General features: G+C 59.0%; 14 protein-coding genes. 5 read left to right on the top strand and 9 right to left on the bottom strand.

What is annotated here, in order from left to right; genetic code table 11:
- Positions 1-109: 109 nt before the first annotated feature.
- The 3 genes from J7416_RS02885 to dctP form a co-directional block, all read right to left on the bottom strand.
- Positions 110-2,464 (bottom strand): TRAP transporter large permease subunit, encoded by a 2,355-nt coding sequence (locus J7416_RS02885; protein WP_209222878.1) that lies wholly within the window; start codon positions 2,462-2,464, stop codon positions 110-112.
- Between the two features lie 17 nt (positions 2,465-2,481).
- Complete coding sequence (locus J7416_RS02880) at positions 2,482-3,408, bottom strand: TRAP transporter small permease subunit (protein ID WP_209222876.1); 927 nt, start codon at positions 3,406-3,408, stop codon at positions 2,482-2,484.
- Positions 3,409-3,529: 121 nt separating this feature from the next.
- Positions 3,530-4,612 (bottom strand): TRAP transporter substrate-binding protein DctP, encoded by a 1,083-nt coding sequence (gene dctP, locus J7416_RS02875; protein WP_209222874.1) that lies wholly within the window; start codon positions 4,610-4,612, stop codon positions 3,530-3,532.
- A 249-nt stretch (positions 4,613-4,861) separates the two neighbouring features.
- Here dctP and J7416_RS02870 point away from each other — a divergent pair, with 249 nt between their 5' ends.
- Positions 4,862-6,295 carry a cache domain-containing protein gene (locus J7416_RS02870; protein WP_209222872.1) on the top strand — a complete coding sequence of 478 codons (1,434 nt, stop codon included), beginning with the start codon at positions 4,862-4,864 and terminating at the stop codon, positions 6,293-6,295.
- The gene (locus tag J7416_RS02865; RefSeq protein ID WP_209222870.1) at positions 6,292-6,939 is read left to right on the top strand and encodes a response regulator transcription factor; all 648 of its coding nucleotides are present in this window, start codon (positions 6,292-6,294) and stop codon (positions 6,937-6,939) included. The genes J7416_RS02870 and J7416_RS02865 overlap by 4 nt, the downstream gene beginning before the upstream one ends.
- A gap of 88 nt (positions 6,940-7,027) precedes the next feature.
- Here J7416_RS02865 and J7416_RS02860 read toward each other — a convergent pair whose 3' ends face one another.
- The gene (locus J7416_RS02860) at positions 7,028-7,408 is read right to left on the bottom strand and encodes a VOC family protein (RefSeq protein ID WP_209222868.1); all 381 of its coding nucleotides are present in this window, start codon (positions 7,406-7,408) and stop codon (positions 7,028-7,030) included.
- Positions 7,409-7,456: 48 nt separating this feature from the next.
- Positions 7,457-8,302: a 2OG-Fe(II) oxygenase gene (locus tag J7416_RS02855; RefSeq protein ID WP_209222866.1), complete on the bottom strand. Its 846-nt coding sequence runs from the start codon at positions 8,300-8,302 to the stop codon at positions 7,457-7,459.
- 427 nt (positions 8,303-8,729) lie between these two features.
- Here J7416_RS02855 and J7416_RS02850 point away from each other — a divergent pair, with 427 nt between their 5' ends.
- The 3 genes from J7416_RS02850 to J7416_RS02840 all read left to right on the top strand — a co-directional run bounded on the left by J7416_RS02850 (position 8,730) and on the right by J7416_RS02840 (position 12,126).
- Positions 8,730-10,481, top strand: coding sequence for an acetolactate synthase 3 large subunit (locus J7416_RS02850; RefSeq protein ID WP_209222864.1), 1,752 nt, complete (start codon positions 8,730-8,732; stop codon positions 10,479-10,481).
- A gap of 67 nt (positions 10,482-10,548) precedes the next feature.
- Positions 10,549-11,109, top strand: coding sequence for an acetolactate synthase small subunit (gene ilvN, locus J7416_RS02845; RefSeq protein WP_170427893.1), 561 nt, complete (start codon positions 10,549-10,551; stop codon positions 11,107-11,109).
- Positions 11,110-11,385: 276 nt separating this feature from the next.
- Complete coding sequence (locus J7416_RS02840) at positions 11,386-12,126, top strand: helix-turn-helix transcriptional regulator (protein WP_209222862.1); 741 nt, start codon at positions 11,386-11,388, stop codon at positions 12,124-12,126.
- Here J7416_RS02840 and J7416_RS02835 read toward each other — a convergent pair.
- The 4 genes from J7416_RS02835 to J7416_RS02820 all read right to left on the bottom strand — a co-directional run bounded on the left by J7416_RS02835 (position 12,123) and on the right by J7416_RS02820 (position 18,229).
- Entirely contained in the window at positions 12,123-12,914 is a 792-nt protein-coding gene (locus J7416_RS02835; protein ID WP_209222860.1) for a DUF2189 domain-containing protein, read from the bottom strand. The two genes, J7416_RS02840 and J7416_RS02835, sit on opposite strands and share 4 nt — an antisense overlap.
- A gap of 33 nt (positions 12,915-12,947) precedes the next feature.
- On the bottom strand, positions 12,948-14,342 hold the full coding sequence (locus tag J7416_RS02830; RefSeq protein ID WP_209222858.1) for an amidase: 1,395 nt from the start codon (positions 14,340-14,342) through the stop codon (positions 12,948-12,950).
- Positions 14,343-14,524: 182 nt separating this feature from the next.
- Entirely contained in the window at positions 14,525-15,652 is a 1,128-nt protein-coding gene (gene prfB / locus J7416_RS02825) for a peptide chain release factor 2 (protein ID WP_209222857.1), read from the bottom strand.
- Between the two features lie 90 nt (positions 15,653-15,742).
- A complete protein-coding gene (locus tag J7416_RS02820) occupies positions 15,743-18,229 on the bottom strand; it encodes a PBP1A family penicillin-binding protein (RefSeq protein ID WP_209222855.1) in 2,487 nt (828 codons plus the stop codon).
- Between the last annotated feature and the right edge of the window lie 60 nt (positions 18,230-18,289).

Below are 18,289 nucleotides of genomic sequence, written 5' to 3'. Positions count from 1 at the left end.
GGGGATGAATTGGCCACAGGCCAAGAAGGGGCAGCGCCCCTTTTCCAAAGCACTCAAAGCAAAGGGGGCCTCAAAAGGCCCCCTTTTCAATTTGATGACACTTACCAGATCAGTTCGGGATCAAATCCGGAACGATGGTGACAATCGTCGGGAAGAACCACAGGATCGCAATCCCAACCACCTGGATGACCACAAACGGAATGATCCCTCGGTAGATATGGCCCGTTGTGACCTCTTTCGGCGCAACGCCCCTGAGGTAGAACAACGCAAACCCAAACGGCGGCGTCAGGAACGACGTCTGCAAGTTCACCGCGACCATGATCGTCACCCATTTCGGATCGAACGACCCGCCATAGATCACAGGCCCCACGATGGGGATCACGATGTAGATGATCTCAAGGAAATCCAGCACAAAGCCCAGAATGAACAGCACCAGCATCACGATCAGGAAGACCGTGAACTCGTTGTCAAAGCTGCGCAGGAATTGCTGGATATAGTGCTCACCGCCGAATGAGATCACAACAAGGTTCAGCAACTGCGACCCGATCAGGATGGTAAACACCATCGAGGTCACCTTGGCCGTCTCACGCACCACCGGCGTCAGAACACCGCTGGAGAACAAGACCCAGCACCCATAAATCAGCCCGAACAGCGCGAACAGATAGGCACCGTATGCGACGATAAACGCCACCCAGGTCTCAAAGCTGACGCTGCCCTGATTGATACGCAGGTCAAAGTTGACGCCCATCAACAACGCGATGATCACGGCAAAGGTCGACCAGATGATCACTTTGCCCGAACGCCCCTGATCCTGCAGCTTGCGATACGCCGCCAGCATGATCGCACCACCCGCACCCAGCGCTGCCGCCGGTGTCGGGTTGGTCACACCACCCAGGATCGAGCCCAACACCGCGATAATCAGAACCAGCGGCGGGAACACCACCCGGATCAGATCGTTCGTAGCGCATCGGGCTGCCGCTTCCTTGCAGCCATACATTGCCAAGGCGAACGGCACCGCCAACAGGACAAAGGTCAAGCCCGAAGACGTTGTCGGCGCGATGAACAGGACATCGACCAAAAGCATCAGCAGCAGGCCAATCGCCCCAACAATCAACGGCTGTGTCGGCTTGGACGGCGTAATGCCGCGCGCCAGAACCAGTGTCAGCCCCAGCAGAACAACCATGACCGCGACACCGGTACCAATCGGCGCGGCCGCGGCGACCTTGGCGTCGCGCGCTGCGGCCAGTTCTTCTTCGCTCAAACGCTCGGCATTGGCGACACCGCCTGCGGCGTCAATCGCCTCTTGCTCGGCAACTGCCTGATCCCAGGCCGATTGCCCATGCAGCTCGATCATCGACGCCTGACATTCTGCGGACACGTTGGTGCGCAGCGACGCGCCTTCACCAACGTCCGAGAAGGCCGACACGTTGATGTTTTGGCTGCCAATCACCCCAACACTGCCCAGCATGATTGTGCCCACGATCAGAGCAACAGGTGCACCCAGCAACCATGTCAGACCTTCGCCGCGTGTGATCGGTTCACCGCCGCCGCCCGAGATCTCAACCGCCGGTGCTTTTTCAGGGTTCAGCAAGGCATAACCAAAGGCATAAAGCGCATAGAGTAAGGCCAACATGATCCCTGGCAGCAAAGCCGCCTGGAACAGCGTCCCGACCGAGACCACCGCAGGCTCACCCAGATAGGTCAGCGCGTCGGTACATCCGGCGTCCTGAGCACGGGTTTCCTGAGCCGTCGAGTACAGATCCCCTGCCAGCGTGCCCAACAGAACGATCACGATGGAGGGCGGAATGATCTGCCCCAACGTCCCCGATGCGGCAATCACACCCGTTGCCAGCTCGGGCGAGTAGTTGTTGCGCAGCATGGTCGGCAGGGCCAGCAGACCCATGGTCACAACCGTCGCGCCAACGATGCCGGTCGAGGCCGCAAGGAATGCACCCACAACCACGATCGACACGGCCAGACCACCCGGCAGCGGGCCAAAGACGCGTGCCATTGTGGTCAGCAGATCATTGGCGATCTTGGACCGCTCGAGCGTGATGCCCATCAGAACGAACATCAACACGGCCAGCAGGGTTTCGATGGATTGTCCGGCCAGAACGCGTTCGTTCATACGGTTCACGATGAACGAAACGTTGCGGTCCAACGCGGTTTCCCAGCCTGCGGGGAATACCGGCTCGCCTATCCTTGGCAAATCCGGGTATCGGAACACCGACACCGTGTCCGGTTTGACCCCGGAATTCACCAGGTCCCGATAAGCGGCCGATCCGGTGTCAATGGCCTGGTGGATCAGCAGTCCGGCGCTGTCCAGTGCGGCGATGATACCGAAGGAAATGACACCCGCGCCGCCGATGGCAAAGGCCACCGGAAAGCCGGATAGGATGCCTCCGAAAAGGCAGAAGAATACGATAATGAGGCCTATCTCGACGCCATCAAGTCCGAATAACATAGTCTGGGTCTCCGTCCCTAATGTGCGCCTTCGTAGGCTTCTTCACCCTCGCCAAGGCTGTCCTTGTCGAGGTATTTTCCAACGCTGTCCGGCCCTTCCACATATTCCAGATACGAGCGGTACAGGAACGCAATGGCGTGCAGGAACACCATGCCTGCAAAGGCCACCAGCAAGATCTTGAACAGGAAATAGGCGTTGAACCCGTTGGGGCTGAACCCGATGGTTTCGACGTTCCAGCGCAGCGCGCGAGACTTCATAACCAGACGATCCAGCGTGTCACTGGCCGAGGGTTTCGGCACGATCAGGTGGCGCCACATAAAGTACCAGCCATACATCCAGGTCAGCACCGCCATCGGCATCATGAACAGAACCGCGCCCAGCATGTCGACCACGCGCTTGGCGCGATGGCTGATGCCGGCATAGATCAGGTCAACCCGCACATGACCGCCCTGCACGAATGTGTAGGTACAGCACAGGCAGACAACCATGGCATTGTACAACTTCAGCTCTTCAGCAAACCAGCTGATATCCATCTGAAACGGGATGCCAAGTCCAAAGGACATATCCGGACGGGTAAACACACGCTGCATGAACACGATGATGATCTGCTGGATCACCATCAGCAGACCGGCCCAGGCAAAGAACCGACCGGTTGTGTTTGCGAAACCTTCAAGGCCACGCACGACGCCCCACATGAAACTCCGATGATAGAGCCCGATGGCGGTCACAACCAAAAAGATGGCAAAGACCACAAAGAAGAACTCGACCGAGCCACCATAATAGACAAAGCGCATGATGGCTTCTTTGTCCGACCAGTTGAGCCAGAGCTGCGGATGCGTGATCGCATACCCGAAATTATAGAAGGCTTCGGCAATGTTCTGAATGAACCAGATAAGTCCATTCCACAGGGCGCCGAAGAACGAGATACCGTTTTCGTCCTGCATGTTGTCCCCAGGTCGTATCAGTTGCACTGCTGACTATAGCGGTTTGATGGATCCGCGCATACGCAACAGCGAAAGGTTCCCCCGCCTTGACGGGGAAACCATTTGAACGTTCGGAAAACGTTTAACCGCGGACGCGGTCGCGCTGCGAGGTGTAGACACCCGACGACAGGTTGTTCCATGCCGACGATGCGGCCATCGACGTCATTGCGCTGTCGTGGATCTTTTTGAACAGCTCGTCGCCCATGTTTTCGTCCAGAACTTCCTGGCTGGCCTGACCAAAGGCATCCCAGACGCTGTCCGGGAATTCCATGACCTTGACGCCACCCGACTGCAGACGCTGCAGGGCTGCACCGTTGTTGGCCAGGAATTGCGCCAGGTTCCACTGGTGCGCTTCGGCTGCGGCGATCTCGATGATCTTCTGCTGAGCAGGTGTCAGGCTATCAAAGACTTCGCGGTTGGTCGCCAGCGACAGACCCGCGCCCGGCTCGTGGAAGCCTGCGGTGTAGTAGGTCTTGGTGATTTCCTGGAAACCAGCCTTTTCGTCCGCCCAGGGGCCGATCCACTCGGTGCCGTCGATCGCACCCGAGGACAGCGCCTGATACACTTCCGAACCCGGGATGTTCTGAACGGATGCGCCCAGTTTGCCCAGTGCCTGACCACCAAGGCCCGGCATACGGAATTTCAGACCCTGGAAGTCTTCGGGGCCGTTGATCTCTTTCGAGTACCAGCCACCTGCCTGTGCACCGGTGTTACCGGCCAGGAACGACTTCAGGCCAAAGATCTGACCCAGTTCGTCATGCAGCTCCATGCCGCCGTCGTGGTAGTACCAGTTCACCAGTTCCTGCGCGGTCATGCCGAACGGAACAGCGGTGAAGAAGGCATAGCCCGGGTGCTGACCGACGAAGTAGTAGTCTGCCGCGTGGTACATGTCGGCCTGACCCGACGAGACCGCGTCAAACACTTCGAACGCGCCAACCAGTTCACCGGCAGCCTTGATGTCAACGGTCAGGTTGCCGTCCGACATGGTGGTGATGCTGTCGGCACAACGCTGCGCGCTGTCGAAAACACCTGCCAGGCCGCGACCCCAGGATGTAACCATGGTCAGCGTGCGCTTGCCCTGCGCATAGGCCGGTGCCGCCAGCGTGGTGGCCGCAGCTGCCGAGCCGCCCAGAGCAGATGTTTTCAAAAATGAACGACGATCCATATGAGTGTTCCTCCCCTACATATTCAATGCCCGGGCGAATGCCGGGCGCAGTCGTTTTCAGTGCGCGACAGCCTAATGACAGGGATGTGAATGTGAATACCTAGTACTACGTAGGCGGCGGGGTTTTTGCGGTTTTCCGGGGTTCAAACCATGGCAAAGTCAAAGAAAACCTGCGCCTGCCGCCCCGAAACCATGCCTGTTGACCCAAAAATTTTGCATTTTCCCGCCCGCTTGCGTATCGATTCGGCTATGAGGGGATTCCGTAATCTGATCTCGCTGACCTATGGGCAGAAACTGTCGCTTGTTGCAGCGATTCCGCTGGTTGTGGCTGTGGCTGCGATCGCGTTTTTTGTCGCTCAGGAATCCCGCGCTACGGCCGAACGCGAAATTCAGGCGCTGGAACGACGTCTGATCGAGGCCAAGAAGGAAGAGCTGAAGAACTACGTCACGCAGGCACGCAACGGATTTGCCTATATCTACGGGCGCGCGTCGCCGGATGACGAAATTGCTCAGAACCTAGTAACGCAGATCCTGTCGGCGATGATCTACGGCAAGGACGGCTTCTTTTTTGTTTATGACTATGACGGCAACAACCTTGTCAGCCCGCGTCAGACCGAGTTCATCAACCGCAACTGGGAAGGTCTGACTGATAGCGACGGCACCCCTGTTGTCGACGAATTCATCAGCCTTGCCCGTCAAGGGGCCGGGTGGCACAGTTTCATGTGGCAAAAGCCCTCGACCGGGGAAGAGGCGCAGATGATCGCCTATGTGGTCGGCCTGCAGGACTGGCGTTGGGTCGTCGGAACCGGGGTTTTTATTGACGACATCGTCGCCACTGTTGCCACCGCACGGGCCGAGGTTGAGGCACGCGTGCAGCGCACATTCTCTTACATCGGCGGGATTGTTCTGGCGGCCGTGCTGGTCGTTTTCGCCTCTGGCATGTTGTTGAACGTCCGCGAACGGCGCTTGGCCGATGCCAAGCTCAAAGAGCTGACACAGAGGGTTTTCGACGCCCAGGAAGAAGAACGTGGCCGCGTGGCTCGCGAGTTGCATGACGGGATCAGCCAGATTCTGGTCGGCGTGCGCTATACGCTGGACAATGCGCGCCGCCGCCTGTCGCGCGGCGACGACGAAGGCGCGCGCGAGCCGCTGGACAAAGGGATCGACACTTTGGGCAACGCCATCACCGAAGTTCGCCGCATCAGCCGCGACCTGCGCCCCGGCGTTCTGGACGATCTCGGCCTCGGCCCTGCCCTAAAGGCCCTGACAGACGATTTTTGCGAACGCACCGGGATCGAAACCGAGTTCTCGACCGTCGTTTTCCGCAACCGGCTGGACCAGGACAGCAAGATCGCCCTCTACCGTATTGCACAAGAGGCGCTTACCAATATTGAACGCCACTCTGGCGCGACCCGTGTTACAATCGACCTGCGCGGCCATAAGAAGGGTGCGACAATGCGGATCACCGACAATGGCCGCGGCTTGCGCCCTACACCTGATCCCGCAAACCCCGGTATTGGTCTGCGCAACATGCAGGAACGCATCGAACAACTTGACGGGTCATTGCGCATTCTGTCATCACGCGCCCCACGCAGCGGCACAGTGATCGAGGTCAGCCTGCCCCTCAGCCACTTGCTGCCACCGCAGGAAGACGCAACTTTGAACCGAAAGGCCGGTACATGAGCGATCAGACGACCCGGGTTCTTATCGTAGATGACCATCCGATGGTCGCCGAAGGGATCCAATCGATCCTTGAAAGTTATGATGAGATCACGGTGGTTGGAACGCTGGGCAGCGGGCAAGAGGCTGTCGATCAGGCAACTGACCTGATGCCCGATGTGATCCTGATGGACCTGAACATGCCCGGTCTTGGCGGCCTCAGCGCCACCGAGATCATTCTGGAACGTCTGCCCCAGACGCGCATCCTGATCCTGTCCATGCATGACAGCCCGGAATATATCTCGACCGCGCTGAGCCACGGGGCAAAGGGATATGTGCTCAAAGACGTCCCCACGGATGAGATCAAACAGGCCATCGACGCGGTGATGCGCGGCGAACAATACCTGTGCACCGGGGCCAGCGGATCACTGCAGCCCAAAGGCGACAGCGCCCGTGAGGCGCTGACCGGGCGCGAGCAGACAATCCTTCTGGAACTGGCCCAGGGCAAATCAAACAAAGAGGTGGCCGCGGCGCTGGATATCTCGGTCCGGACCGTTGAGACGCACCGCAAGAACATTAAGCGCAAGCTCGGTATATCCTCCACCGCTGGCCTGACCCGCTATGCGCTGGAACACGGCGTGCTGCAAGGCACTAGCCCCGGCTTCTGACCCCGCGCAACCGCAGCGCGGCACGCGCTGCCGGGCCCAACCAGAGGAGATGCGCCGCAGGCGCGTCGACGATGGGCGGGAGGCACTGTTATCTGGGCCGGATGTCCTCGCCAAAAAACACCAGCGTCCCGTCTTCGTCCAGAACATGAAACTCGCGCTGCATGTAGGGCTGATCAAAAGGCGGGCGCACCCGTCCTTCCGGCAAGTCGGCCAGCCCGGCTTTCATGGTGTCGAAAAGGTCATCAATCCCGTCCACGTCGATGTAAAACGACTGGTTGTCGCCCAATGGCCGGCCATCGTCGCGCGGCGGACACTCCAGCAATCGGATGGCAACCCTGCCGCGTTTCAGAAAGGCGTAATTGTCCTGTCGAAATCCGCAGGTAAATCCCAGCCGGTCGCAATAGAAATCAATCTGTTTTTGCAATGACGAACACAAGACAAACGGGGTGAGTTGCAGCAGTTCCGGCATTAGACCCTCCGACTTCGAACCCTGCTTTCAGTCCTACTCCGAAACCGCTCAATCCAACAACTCATCCTTGCGCAGGCCGGCGCGGGCGTGGTGGTGTGGCAAAACTCGTCCATAGAGTTGTTTCGTCCTCTCAACCCCGCCGCACATCCCTTGGGCCTCGACGAAAGAGAAAATACCCACATATCGTCTGCGCGCGCCTTTGACCGGGGCAACACGGTGCAGGGAATAGCGCCCCTTGAAGATCTGCAAGTCTCCCGGCTGCAACTCCAACGTCCGAACGCGGGCCCGGTTTCCATCAAGCACCGACGCGACCGAGGCAAAATTCTCATCCTCACTGCTGCGCAGGTTCGGGACGTATTCAAAGGCCCCGCCCTCCTCGCCATTCTGGATGGCCAGCGTCACGGTGAAATTGTTGGTGTCAAAGTGCCAGGGAAAGCCCTGTCCATCCTCGACCAGATTGATGATCACATCCGCCAGAGGGTCATCATATCGAAAGAACCGATCTTCCGGCTCATCCAGCGCGGCGCGAATGAACGGCAGGAACCCCTCGAATTCATAGATCCGGCGCAGCGGGCCAGCCTTCCGAAAGTTGTCCGCGGGCACAAAGGCATTCGACCTGTCAAAGAACCGCCGCACCGGGTGATTGCGCTCCAATTCGGGATTGTCCTGCGAGAAATAGGCGTTGGTTCGATTGAACGACCGGTGCGCCTGCCCCGCCACCGCGTCCGCCTCGGCCAAAAGCTGCGTCAGACCGTCGACGTGAACAAATCCGGGCAGGACAGCACAGCCGTCCTTATCTAACTCTCGCCGCAGGTCAGCGATCAACTGATCGTACGCGCGCGAGCCCGGGCAATCGATTGGATAACGTCCTAGATCAATCAGATCGTGGATCATCCTCGGCCTCCCTCACCTGTTCGGTCAAGCTCAGGGTGCCTCAGTCGGATGCCTGCATCATGCTTGTTTTGGACATTGCGATGCCGCTTTTTGACCGCCCCGGGAACGGCAATCAGCAAGGAGAAAGGGCAGTATTTCCCATTTGTTCCCCACATGCGTCAATCCGCGCAATAAAATGTCGCAAAATTCACCCCTCGGGTTAGAAAATTGGTGCAATTGACTGTTGACGCCCCTTTCCCTCGGTCATAATGTCCCCACCACGCAAAGAAGGAGCCTCTGGCGATGAGAACGCTAGTCGTAATCGTAGGAAACACGCGCATGGGCCGGTAACGGTAAACCATAATCGAACCCATGCGCCTCCGAAAAAACTCGGGGGCTTTTTTTTGGCATAACGCAAGACACACATGTCGCGAACGGAGCAAAGCAGATGACACGTGAGATGACCGGCGCAAAGATGGTGGTTCAGGCCCTTAAGGATCAGGGCGTGGACACGGTATTCGGATACCCCGGCGGTGCTGTGCTACCGATCTATGATGAGATTTTTCTGCAAAACGACATTCGCCACATTCTGGTGCGGCACGAACAGGGCGCGGTTCACGCGGCCGAAGGGTATGCCCGCTCGACCGGCAAACCCGGCGTTGCCCTGGTGACATCCGGTCCCGGCGCGACCAACGCGGTAACCGGCCTGACGGACGCGCTGTTGGATTCGATCCCGATCGTTGTTCTGACCGGTCAGGTTCCGACCTTCATGATTGGCTCGGACGCGTTTCAAGAGGCCGACACCGTTGGCATCACCCGCCCCTGCACCAAGCATAACTGGCTGGTGAAGGACACGGACTCGCTGGCCGAGACCATGCATGAGGCATTCCACGTCGCCACCTCGGGCCGCCCCGGTCCGGTGCTGATCGACATCCCGAAGGATGTTCAGTTTGCCTCGGGCGAATACAACGCACCCAAACCGTCGACCTCGCATTATCAGCCGGTTCTGAAAGGTGATCTGGAAGAGATCACCGAGCTTGTTGCAGCGATGGAAACCGCCAAAAAGCCGGTTTTCTATACAGGCGGCGGCGTCATCAACTCTGGCCCGGCGGCCAGCCAGTTGCTGCGCGAGTTGGTGGATTCGACCGGCTTCCCGATCACCTCGACCCTGATGGGGCTGGGTGCTTATCCGGCGTCCGGCAAGAACTGGCTGGGCATGCTGGGGATGCATGGTCTGTATGAGGCCAATCTGGCGATGCATGACTGTGACCTGATGATCAATATCGGCGCACGTTTTGATGACCGGATCACCGGCCGGATCGACGCGTTCTCGCCCAATTCAAAAAAGGCCCATATCGATATCGACCCGTCCTCGATCAACAAGGTGATCCGTGTGGATATCCCGATTGTCGGCGACGTTGCCCATGTGCTTGAGGACATCCTCAAGGTCTGGAAAGCGCGCGGTCGCAAGACCAACGCGCCGGCGGTTGCTGAATGGCAGGCGCAGATCAATGACTGGCGCAAGGTTAACTGTCTGGCGTTCACCAACAGTGAAAAGGCGATCAAGCCGCAATACGCGCTGCAACGCCTTGAGGAACTGACCAAAAAGCACGACCGCTATATCACGACCGAGGTTGGTCAGCACCAGATGTGGGCGGCGCAGTATCTGGGGTTCGAAGATCCAAACCGCTGGATGACCTCGGGCGGTCTGGGCACCATGGGCTATGGCTTCCCGGCCTCGATCGGCGTGCAGATGGCTCATCCGGATGCGCTGGTCATCAACGTGGCGGGTGAGGCGTCTTGGCTGATGAACATGCAGGAAATGGGCACCGCCGTTCAGTATCGCCTGCCGGTGAAACAATTCATCCTGAACAACGAGCGCCTGGGCATGGTCCGACAGTGGCAGGAACTGCTGCATGGTGAGCGGTACTCGCACAGTTGGTCCGAGGCGCTGCCCGATTTCGTCAAGCTCGCCGAAGCGTTTGGCGCGAAGGGCATCCTGTGTTCCGACCCGGCCGATCTGGATGACGCGATCATGGAGATGATCAACTATGACGGTCCGGTGATCTTTGATTGTCTGGTCGAAAAGCATGAAAACTGCTTCCCCATGATCCCCTCGGGCAAGGCGCATAACGAAATGCTGCTGGGCGAGGCCGAGACGCAGGGCGTGATCGACTCCAAAGGTTCGGTTCTGGTTTAACAATGTTCGTCGAGTGCTGCCGGGCGCTATGGTGCCCGGCCATTTCAAGATGATGAAAGGGACATAAATGTCTGCCCTACATATCAAAAAAGGCGCGACGCGCCACTCTGCCTATAACCTACGCCCCACCTTCTCGGACGTGCAGGAGCAGCATACGATTGCGGTTCTGGTCGAAAACGAACCGGGCGTCCTGGCGCGTGTCATCGGGCTGTTCTCGGGTCGTGGTTACAACATCGAAAGCCTGACCGTCGCCGAGGTGGACCATACCGGACACCTCAGCCGCATCACCATCGTCACCAAGGGCACGCCGCAGGTGATCGAACAGATTAAGGCGCAGCTTGGGCGCATCGTCCCTGTGCATGAAGTGCACGACCTGACTGTCGAAGGCCCCTCGGTCGAGCGCGAACTGGCCATTATCAAGGTGGTCGGCGAAGGTGACAAACGCGTTGAAGCTCTGCGTCTTGCCGATATCTTCCGCGCCAGTGTTGTCGACAGCACGTTGAACTCATTCATCTTCGAGATCACCGGTGCACCGGACAAGATCGACGCCTTTGCCGACCTGATGCGCCCGCTGGGGCTGGTTGAGGTCGCACGCACAGGTGTCGCTGCGCTTTTGCGCGGAGACTGATATCATGGCCTCGTCCCTTTGTCGGGGCGAGGCACCCTCTCAGGAGTGCTGGGGCAATACAGCGGTATGTTGCCAATGAGCATGACCGCCCCAAAAGATCATACAAATCGACATAAAGCCTGTTGCGTTTAGCTGCCCCTTCGCTAGCTTTGATGGGGTAGTGTGGCGTTGGGATGCGTCCGCTAGGGTCATCAGTACGATTTTGGAACGCATGAACGACCGAAGAAGGTCAGCTGCGTCGCGCTTGTGAATGATACTCTGGAACCTGGGACAGAAATGATCAATTCTACCCGCAGTCCTGATGAATTGCGCAGGATGTTTGGCGCAAATCTGCGACAGTTGTCGCGGCAGTACTCCTCGGTGTCCGAACTGTGCCGTCAACTGGGAATCAACAGAACTCAGTTCAACAGATACCTGTCAGGCGAGAGCTTTCCTCGCCCCGATGTTCTGGATCGCATGTGCCGGTTCTTCGAGGTCGATGCGCGCATACTGCTGCGGCCTCTGGACGAGATCGAGCTTCCTCCGATTCACCCGGCCGCATCGGCACTGACCGAATTTTTGGGCTCTGGCCCATCGACGCTGACCGAAAATCTGCTGCCGGCAGGGTTTTACTATGTGACGGAAACAGGATTGGACGGCGCGCCCTCGGCTCGGCACCGGCTGATCCACGCCCGGCGTTTGCCGCAATGCACACTGGTGCGCAGCTACGAACCGGGCAACGGCGCGGAACAGTCGCATCCGTCACGACGCGAAGTTCAGGGGATCGCGGCCTGCGCCGGCAAACAGATTTATATCCTGATGTCCAGCCGGGCTGCGCAGAACAGCCGTATCTACCTTGTGACACGGGGCGCGGAGGAAAACGCTGAACGCTGGCGCGGGGTTGCGATCTGCCTGTCCAAGACCAATGCGCAGGCGACCACCATGCGCCGGCTCACGCTGAATTATCTGGGTACCGAACCCAAAGCCGCCTTGCCTGCGGCGCGCGCCGCCAAGCGCTTTGAGCAAAGCGCAGCCTAAGCAGCCTTATCGCTTTGCCCGGCACCGGCCAGCGTGATCTGACGATACAGGTGCCAACTGGCGTGTCCCAGCAAAGGCAGCACGATCAGCAGACCCAGAAACCACGGTATCATAGCCAAAAATGTCAGAACGGCCACAAAAAGCCCCCACCCCAACATCACCTTGGGGTTTGACTGAACATAGCTGAAACTGGCGATCATGGCGGTCACAAAATCCAGTTCCCGATCCAGCAGCATTGGGATCGAAAGCACGGTAATCATGAACAAGAGAATGGCGAACAGGGCCCCGACGACGCTGCCAACAACCAGCATGGTCAAGCCGTTCGGCGTCAGAAACACCTCGAGCGACGTTGAAACGTTGGTCATCGTCGACAGCCCCATGAACAGCGCAAAAATCATGTGACCCAGGAAGAACCAGAACAAGAAGATCACCACGATGATCGCACAGATCGAGGGCAACTGACGGCGGCTTTGCTGCACCACCACCCCGAAAATTGATCCGAAATCAAGCGGTTCCCCCTGCTCTAACCGGTGTGATACTTCATACAGCCCCACGGCCGCAAATGGCCCCAGCAGCGGAAATCCGATAGTCGCCAGCACCAGCCAATACGAGGTCTGCGTCTGCAGCGTTACCCAAGCCATGGCCCAGCCCGCCAGCACATAAAACCCGCCGAACAGCAGGCCAAACAAAGGGGCGCGTCGAAAGTCAGCCCATGCCCGGTGCAGCGCCTCGCGCAGCATCTGTGTCGTCGCTGGCCCCATATCGGGGACCCCAAAGGGTTTTTCCATTTTCCGTCTTTCCTCCGGTTTTCCGGCCTCTCCTCAAGCCGGGCGTTTTTGCGGCCACCCCGTCGCAGCGTGATACGCAGCCCCAATCGACAGAATGCGCCCATCATCCCCGCGCGGTCCAAAGACCTGCATGCCCATCGGCAAGCCACCGGCTCCGAACCCAACGGGAACCGACAGGCAGGGCAGCCCGATCAGGCTGACGGGGACAACCACTTGCATCCAGCGGTGATAGGTGTCCATCGGCGTTCCGGCGATCTCATTCGGAAACGGCACCTGCACCTCAAACGGCCACACCTGCGCCGAGGGCAAGACCAGCGCGTCATATGTGTCGAACAGCATCGCAGCGCACCGGAACCAATCCGACCGGACGACGCTCGCCTGATGCACCTGCATCGCGGTCAGGGCCTGTCCCCGGTCCAGCTCCCACCGGGCGGTGTCCTTCAACTGGGCCTTTTGATCCGACAACGGTGCCAGACTTGCCGCCACGCTCCAGGATCGCAGGGTCGACCAACTTTGGAACATGTTCTCAGCGTCGAATGGTGGGGCGACCGTCTCGACCTGCGCGCCCAACTGCGCAAACACAGACAAGGCGTCTTGGCACTTCGCCAGAATACCGTCTTCAAATGGCAAGGCCCCGCCCCAATCGCTCAACCAGCCAATCCGATTGCCCGTCAGATCCGCCGCTCGAACCGGTGATACGGGCGGACTGGAAACATCCGCTGGGTGCCTCGGGTCCGACCCTGAGACCACGTCCAGCAATACCGCCAGATCCTCGGGGCTGCGCGCCATGGGACCGAGCGTCGACAATTGGTGCAGAAACACATCGCCTGCGGGCTCGGGCGGGACACGCCCCCAGCTGGGACGGAACCCATAGACATTGTTCCAGGCCGCCGGATTGCGCAGGCTTCCCATCATGTCGGATCCGTCCGCCAGCGCCACCATTCCGGTTGCCAATGCGACCGCGGCACCACCGGACGACCCACCGCAGGTGCGCGCAGGGTCATACGGGTTGCGCGTGGCACCATAGACCGGATTGAATGTATGCGAGCCCAGCCCGAATTCCGGCGTGTTGGTCTTACCGATCAAAATAGCCCCCGCCGCCCGCATCCGCGCCGCGATCAGATCGTCCTTCTGCGGAACAAAATCCCGAAACACCGGCGATCCCTGCGATGAGACCACGCCCGCGACATTCACCAGATCCTTGACCGCAATCGGCAGACCATGCAGCGGGCCTGTCACCGGGCCATCATCCAGCGCCCGCGCCTCGGCCATCAAATCCGCCTCAGCGCGCAACGCGACGATGGCGTTCAACGACCCGTTCACCGCCGCGATCCGATCCAATGTCGCCCGCATCAGGTCGGCCGCCGAAAGACGCCGGGCCGAAAGGTCCGCCAACAAGGCAGTTGCAGTTGTCTGACTCAGATCCATCCCATGGCCCAATTGCGTCCCGTGTCCTTACGTCGCATTCAGCCTAGCCGGGGCAAACTCTCATTTAAACCCGTGTTTTACATATACCTTTTAGCAGTAACCTGCAGCGCGGGGATCCGCTTCATCTGGCCAAAAATATCCCGGGGGAGTCTCCGCCTGCGGAGACGGGGGCAGAGCCCCCTTTAACTGTCGCCTTGCGCCTCAGACCGGCTTTTACCCGCCACGTCCATAGCCAGCGTCGCCGCCATGAACCCATCCAGATCACCATCCAAAACACCCTTGGTGTCCGAGGTCTCGTGGTTGGTCCGCAAGTCCTTTACCATTTGGTACGGTTGCAGAACGTAGGACCGGATCTGGTTGCCCCACCCGGCATCACCCTTCGCCTCATGCGCCGCGTTGATATCGGCGTTTCGGCGATCCAGTTCCTGTTGGTACAGACGCGATTTCAGCGCCTTCATGGCGATATCACGGTTCTGGTGCTGCGATTTCTCGGACGAAGTCACAACGATGCCAGTCGGAATGTGCGTAATCCGAACGGCCGAGTCCGTGGTATTCACGTGCTGCCCACCCGCGCCCGAGGATCGATAGGTATCAATGCGGATATCCGCCGGGTTTACCTCAATCTCGATATTGTCGTCCACCACCGGATAGACCCAGACTGAGCTGAACGAGGTGTGCCGCTTGGCCGCCGAGTCATAAGGCGAAATCCGCACCAACCGATGCACGCCGCTTTCCGATTTCAACCAACCATAGGCGTTGTGACCGGAAATCTTGTAGGCGGCAGATTTGATACCCGCCTCTTCGCCCGCTGTCTCAGACTGCAACTCGACCGTATAGCCCTTTTTCTCGGCCCAGCGGACATACATCCGCGCCAGCATGGAGGCCCAGTCGCAACTTTCCGTCCCGCCCGCGCCCGAGTTGATTTCGAGGAAGGTGTCATTGCCGTCAGCCTCACCATCCAACAACGCTTCAAGCTCTTTCTTGGCGGCCTTGGCACCCAGCTTTTTGATGGCCTCTTCTGCGTCGGTGACGACCTCTTCGTCCTCTTCCATCTCACCCAGTTCGATCAGTTCGATATTGTCGCTCAGATCGGTCTTGATCGACTCGTAGGTCTCGATGGCATCCACCAACATCTGACGCTCGCGCATCAGTTTCTGTGCGTTTTCCGGGTTGTCCCACAGGTTGGGGTCCTCGACACGCGCGTTGAACTCCTCAAGACGATGAGGGGCGGTCTCATAGTCCATACGCTGCGCCAGCAGCTCCAGCGACTTTTCAATTTCCGCCACGGTATTCTGGGTTTCGGCGCGCATGGTCTTGTCCCAACTTGCTCAATCAGGCCTGCGTGATAGCAAGAGGTTCAAGGCTCCACAAGACAGCGGAGCCTTGAAACATATTAGGTATCAGTAAAGGCCGCCCGTCGAAAGATCGCCCTGGCTGGCATTGGGTCCAACGGTAACGGTATTGCCGGTCGAGGTGGTGACCTGACGGCCCGAGTTGGCCTCTTCGAACAGCGGCAGGTCTGATCCCATCGCAAAGCCACCGTCATAAACGCGGTCGATGAAGCCGTCGACACCGTCGCGGAAGTACTCGGCCACGACATAGTCGCCGGTTGCATCCGCAGGCAGGCGCGCGCCGCTGAAACGGTCGATCTTGATGAAGTGTCCACCTTCGGGCACTTCAAACGGACCACCACCGTATTTCTCAACAGCCTTCTCCATGAAGCTCTGGAAGACCGGGCCGCACATCGTGCCGCCATAGGCCCCCCGCCCCATCGGGCGCGGGCGGTCGTAGCCGATATAGCAACCCGCCACGATGTTCGACGTAAATCCGATGAACCACGCGTCTTTGGATTCGTTGGTCGTACCGGTCTTACCTGCGGTCGGAACCGGCAATTTGACATGGGCCGAAGCCGTGCCGCGATCCACCACGCCTTTCATCATCGAAGTCAGCTGATACGCTGTGATCGCATCCATGACCTGAGAGCGGTTGGTTTCAATCGTGGGCGACTCGTCCGGTTCGATCCAGGCCGAGTTACAGTCCAGACACTGCCGGTCGTCGTGGCGGTAAATTGTCTTGCCAAACCGGTCTTGAATGCGGTCGACCAGCGTGGGGTCGACCCGCTCACCACCGTTCGCGAACATCGCGTAGGCGGCCACCATCTTATATAGAGTCGTTTCTTCGGACCCCAGCGAGTTGGCCAGGAATGCGCCCATGCGGTCATAGACGCCGAAGCGTTCGGCATAGCCCGCGACAACTGGCATGGTGACCTCTTGCGCCAGACGAATGGTCATCAGGTTCCGCGACTGTTCGATCCCGGTGCGCAGCGGCGTCGGACCATAGAACTTGTTCGACGAGTTTTTGGGCCGCCAAAGGCCTTGCGGCGTGTTCACCTCGATCGGCGCGTCCACAACGATGGTTGCGGGGCTGTAACCACTGTCCAGCGCGGCCGCGTAGACAAAGGGCTTAAAGCTTGACCCCGGCTGGCGCTGCGCCTGCGTGGCGCGATTGAACACCGAGTCCTGATACGAGAACCCGCCCTGCATCGCCAGAACACGGCCAGAGTTCACGTCCATCGCGACGAAACCGCCCTGCACTTCGGGCACCTGACGGGCGGACCACTGGCCTTCCTCTCCGGCCATGACCAAAATGACGTCACCGCGTTTGAAGTTTGCCGCAAAGTCGCCCTGCATCCATTTGATATCGGAACGTGGGACGATTCCGTCGGCCGGGCCGTCTTCGATGCCCACAGTCAATTGTTGCTCACCGACGTTCAGGACAACGGCCGGGTACCATTGCGTCGGCAAAACGACGTCACGAGGGATTTCCATGATGGCCAGCGCCTCGCGCCATTGCGCTTCATCCGCCAGCTTTTCCTCGGGGATGACTTCGCCGGTGCCGCGCCATTTGCCACGCGAGCGGTCGTATTTCTGCAGCGCCGTGCGCAGGGCCTTGGCAGCCTCGACCTGCATCTCTTCATCCACCGAAGCGCGGACGGTGAAGCCGCCGGTAAAGAACTCACCCTCGCCGAAATCCTCGCTCAACTGACGGCGAATTTCGTCGGTGAAATAATCGCGTGGCGGCAAAGCAGTGCGGAAGCTTTCGAAATCGCCATTCTGGACCGAGCGCAACGGCATTTCGACTTCGGTTTCATACGTCGCCTGATCAATGTAGCCATTCTGGTTCATCTCTCGCAGCACGTAGTTCCGGCGTGCCAGCAGACGGTCCTTTTGCCGCACCGGGTGATAATCCGACGGAGCCTTGGGCATCGCGGCCAACGTCGCGGCCTCGTGCGGGGCCAGCTCTTGCAGGGTTTTGTTGAAATAGGTCTGCGCGGCAGCGGTCACACCATAGGAGTTCTGGCCCAAAAAGATCTCGTTCATGTAAAGTTCGAGGATCTGTTCCTTGTCCAGCGTATCCTCAAGCCGGGTGGCGAGGATGATTTCCTTGATCTTGCGCTCGGCCCGGCGGTCCCCGGACAGCAGGAAGTTCTTCATCACCTGCTGGGTGATGGTCGACGCACCGCGGACGTTCTCACCCTTGGATTTCACTGCTTCGACGCCGGCGGCGATGATACCGCGCGGGTCATAGCCCTGATGGGTGTAGAAATTCTTGTCTTCCGCCGAGATAAAGGCCTGTTTCACCAGATCGGGAATTTCCTCGGACGGCGTGAACAGGCGGCGTTCCTGCGCGAATTCGTCAATCAGTTGACCTTCACCCGAATAAATCCGGCTGATCGTCGGCGGCTTGTACTGCGCCAGCGATTCATGGCTGGGAAGGTCGCGCCCATACATCCAGAAGATCGCGCCAACGACCAGCGCGGCCATGAAGATACCCAAGGTCACGAGGCTGAAGATCGCCCCGAAAATCGAAAGAATGAAACGGATCACGTTACTGCCTTTTGCTCGCGGTGCCGCCTATATAGTGTTGCACCCGCTTGGGGTCAAAAC

This window comes from Ruegeria sp. R14_0 (genome assembly GCF_017743975.1).
In the GTDB taxonomy this organism is placed as follows: domain Bacteria; phylum Pseudomonadota; class Alphaproteobacteria; order Rhodobacterales; family Rhodobacteraceae; genus Ruegeria.
The sequence above is the reverse complement of the archived record's forward strand: the minus strand, read 5'-3'. Positions and strand labels throughout refer to the sequence as shown.

What these genes read in the sequence shown, in the direction of transcription:
- J7416_RS02830 (WP_209222858.1), bottom strand. Translation starts at nt 14,342, where the DNA reads ATGGATCTGAGTCAGACAACTGCAACTGCCTTGTTGGCGGACCTTTCG.
- J7416_RS02855 (WP_209222866.1), bottom strand. Translation starts at nt 8,302, where the DNA reads ATGATCCACGATCTGATTGATCTAGGACGTTATCCAATCGATTGCCCG.
- J7416_RS02880 (WP_209222876.1), bottom strand. Translation starts at nt 3,408, where the DNA reads ATGCAGGACGAAAACGGTATCTCGTTCTTCGGCGCCCTGTGGAATGGA.
- ilvN (WP_170427893.1), top strand. Translation starts at nt 10,549, where the DNA reads ATGTCTGCCCTACATATCAAAAAAGGCGCGACGCGCCACTCTGCCTAT.
- dctP (WP_209222874.1), bottom strand. Translation starts at nt 4,612, where the DNA reads ATGGATCGTCGTTCATTTTTGAAAACATCTGCTCTGGGCGGCTCGGCA.
- J7416_RS02885 (WP_209222878.1), bottom strand. Translation starts at nt 2,464, where the DNA reads ATGTTATTCGGACTTGATGGCGTCGAGATAGGCCTCATTATCGTATTC.
- J7416_RS02850 (WP_209222864.1), top strand. Translation starts at nt 8,730, where the DNA reads ATGACACGTGAGATGACCGGCGCAAAGATGGTGGTTCAGGCCCTTAAG.
- J7416_RS02840 (WP_209222862.1), top strand. Translation starts at nt 11,386, where the DNA reads ATGATCAATTCTACCCGCAGTCCTGATGAATTGCGCAGGATGTTTGGC.
- J7416_RS02865 (WP_209222870.1), top strand. Translation starts at nt 6,292, where the DNA reads ATGAGCGATCAGACGACCCGGGTTCTTATCGTAGATGACCATCCGATG.
- J7416_RS02870 (WP_209222872.1), top strand. Translation starts at nt 4,862, where the DNA reads ATGAGGGGATTCCGTAATCTGATCTCGCTGACCTATGGGCAGAAACTG.
- J7416_RS02860 (WP_209222868.1), bottom strand. Translation starts at nt 7,408, where the DNA reads ATGCCGGAACTGCTGCAACTCACCCCGTTTGTCTTGTGTTCGTCATTG.
- J7416_RS02835 (WP_209222860.1), bottom strand. Translation starts at nt 12,914, where the DNA reads ATGGAAAAACCCTTTGGGGTCCCCGATATGGGGCCAGCGACGACACAG.
- prfB (WP_209222857.1), bottom strand. Translation starts at nt 15,652, where the DNA reads ATGCGCGCCGAAACCCAGAATACCGTGGCGGAAATTGAAAAGTCGCTG.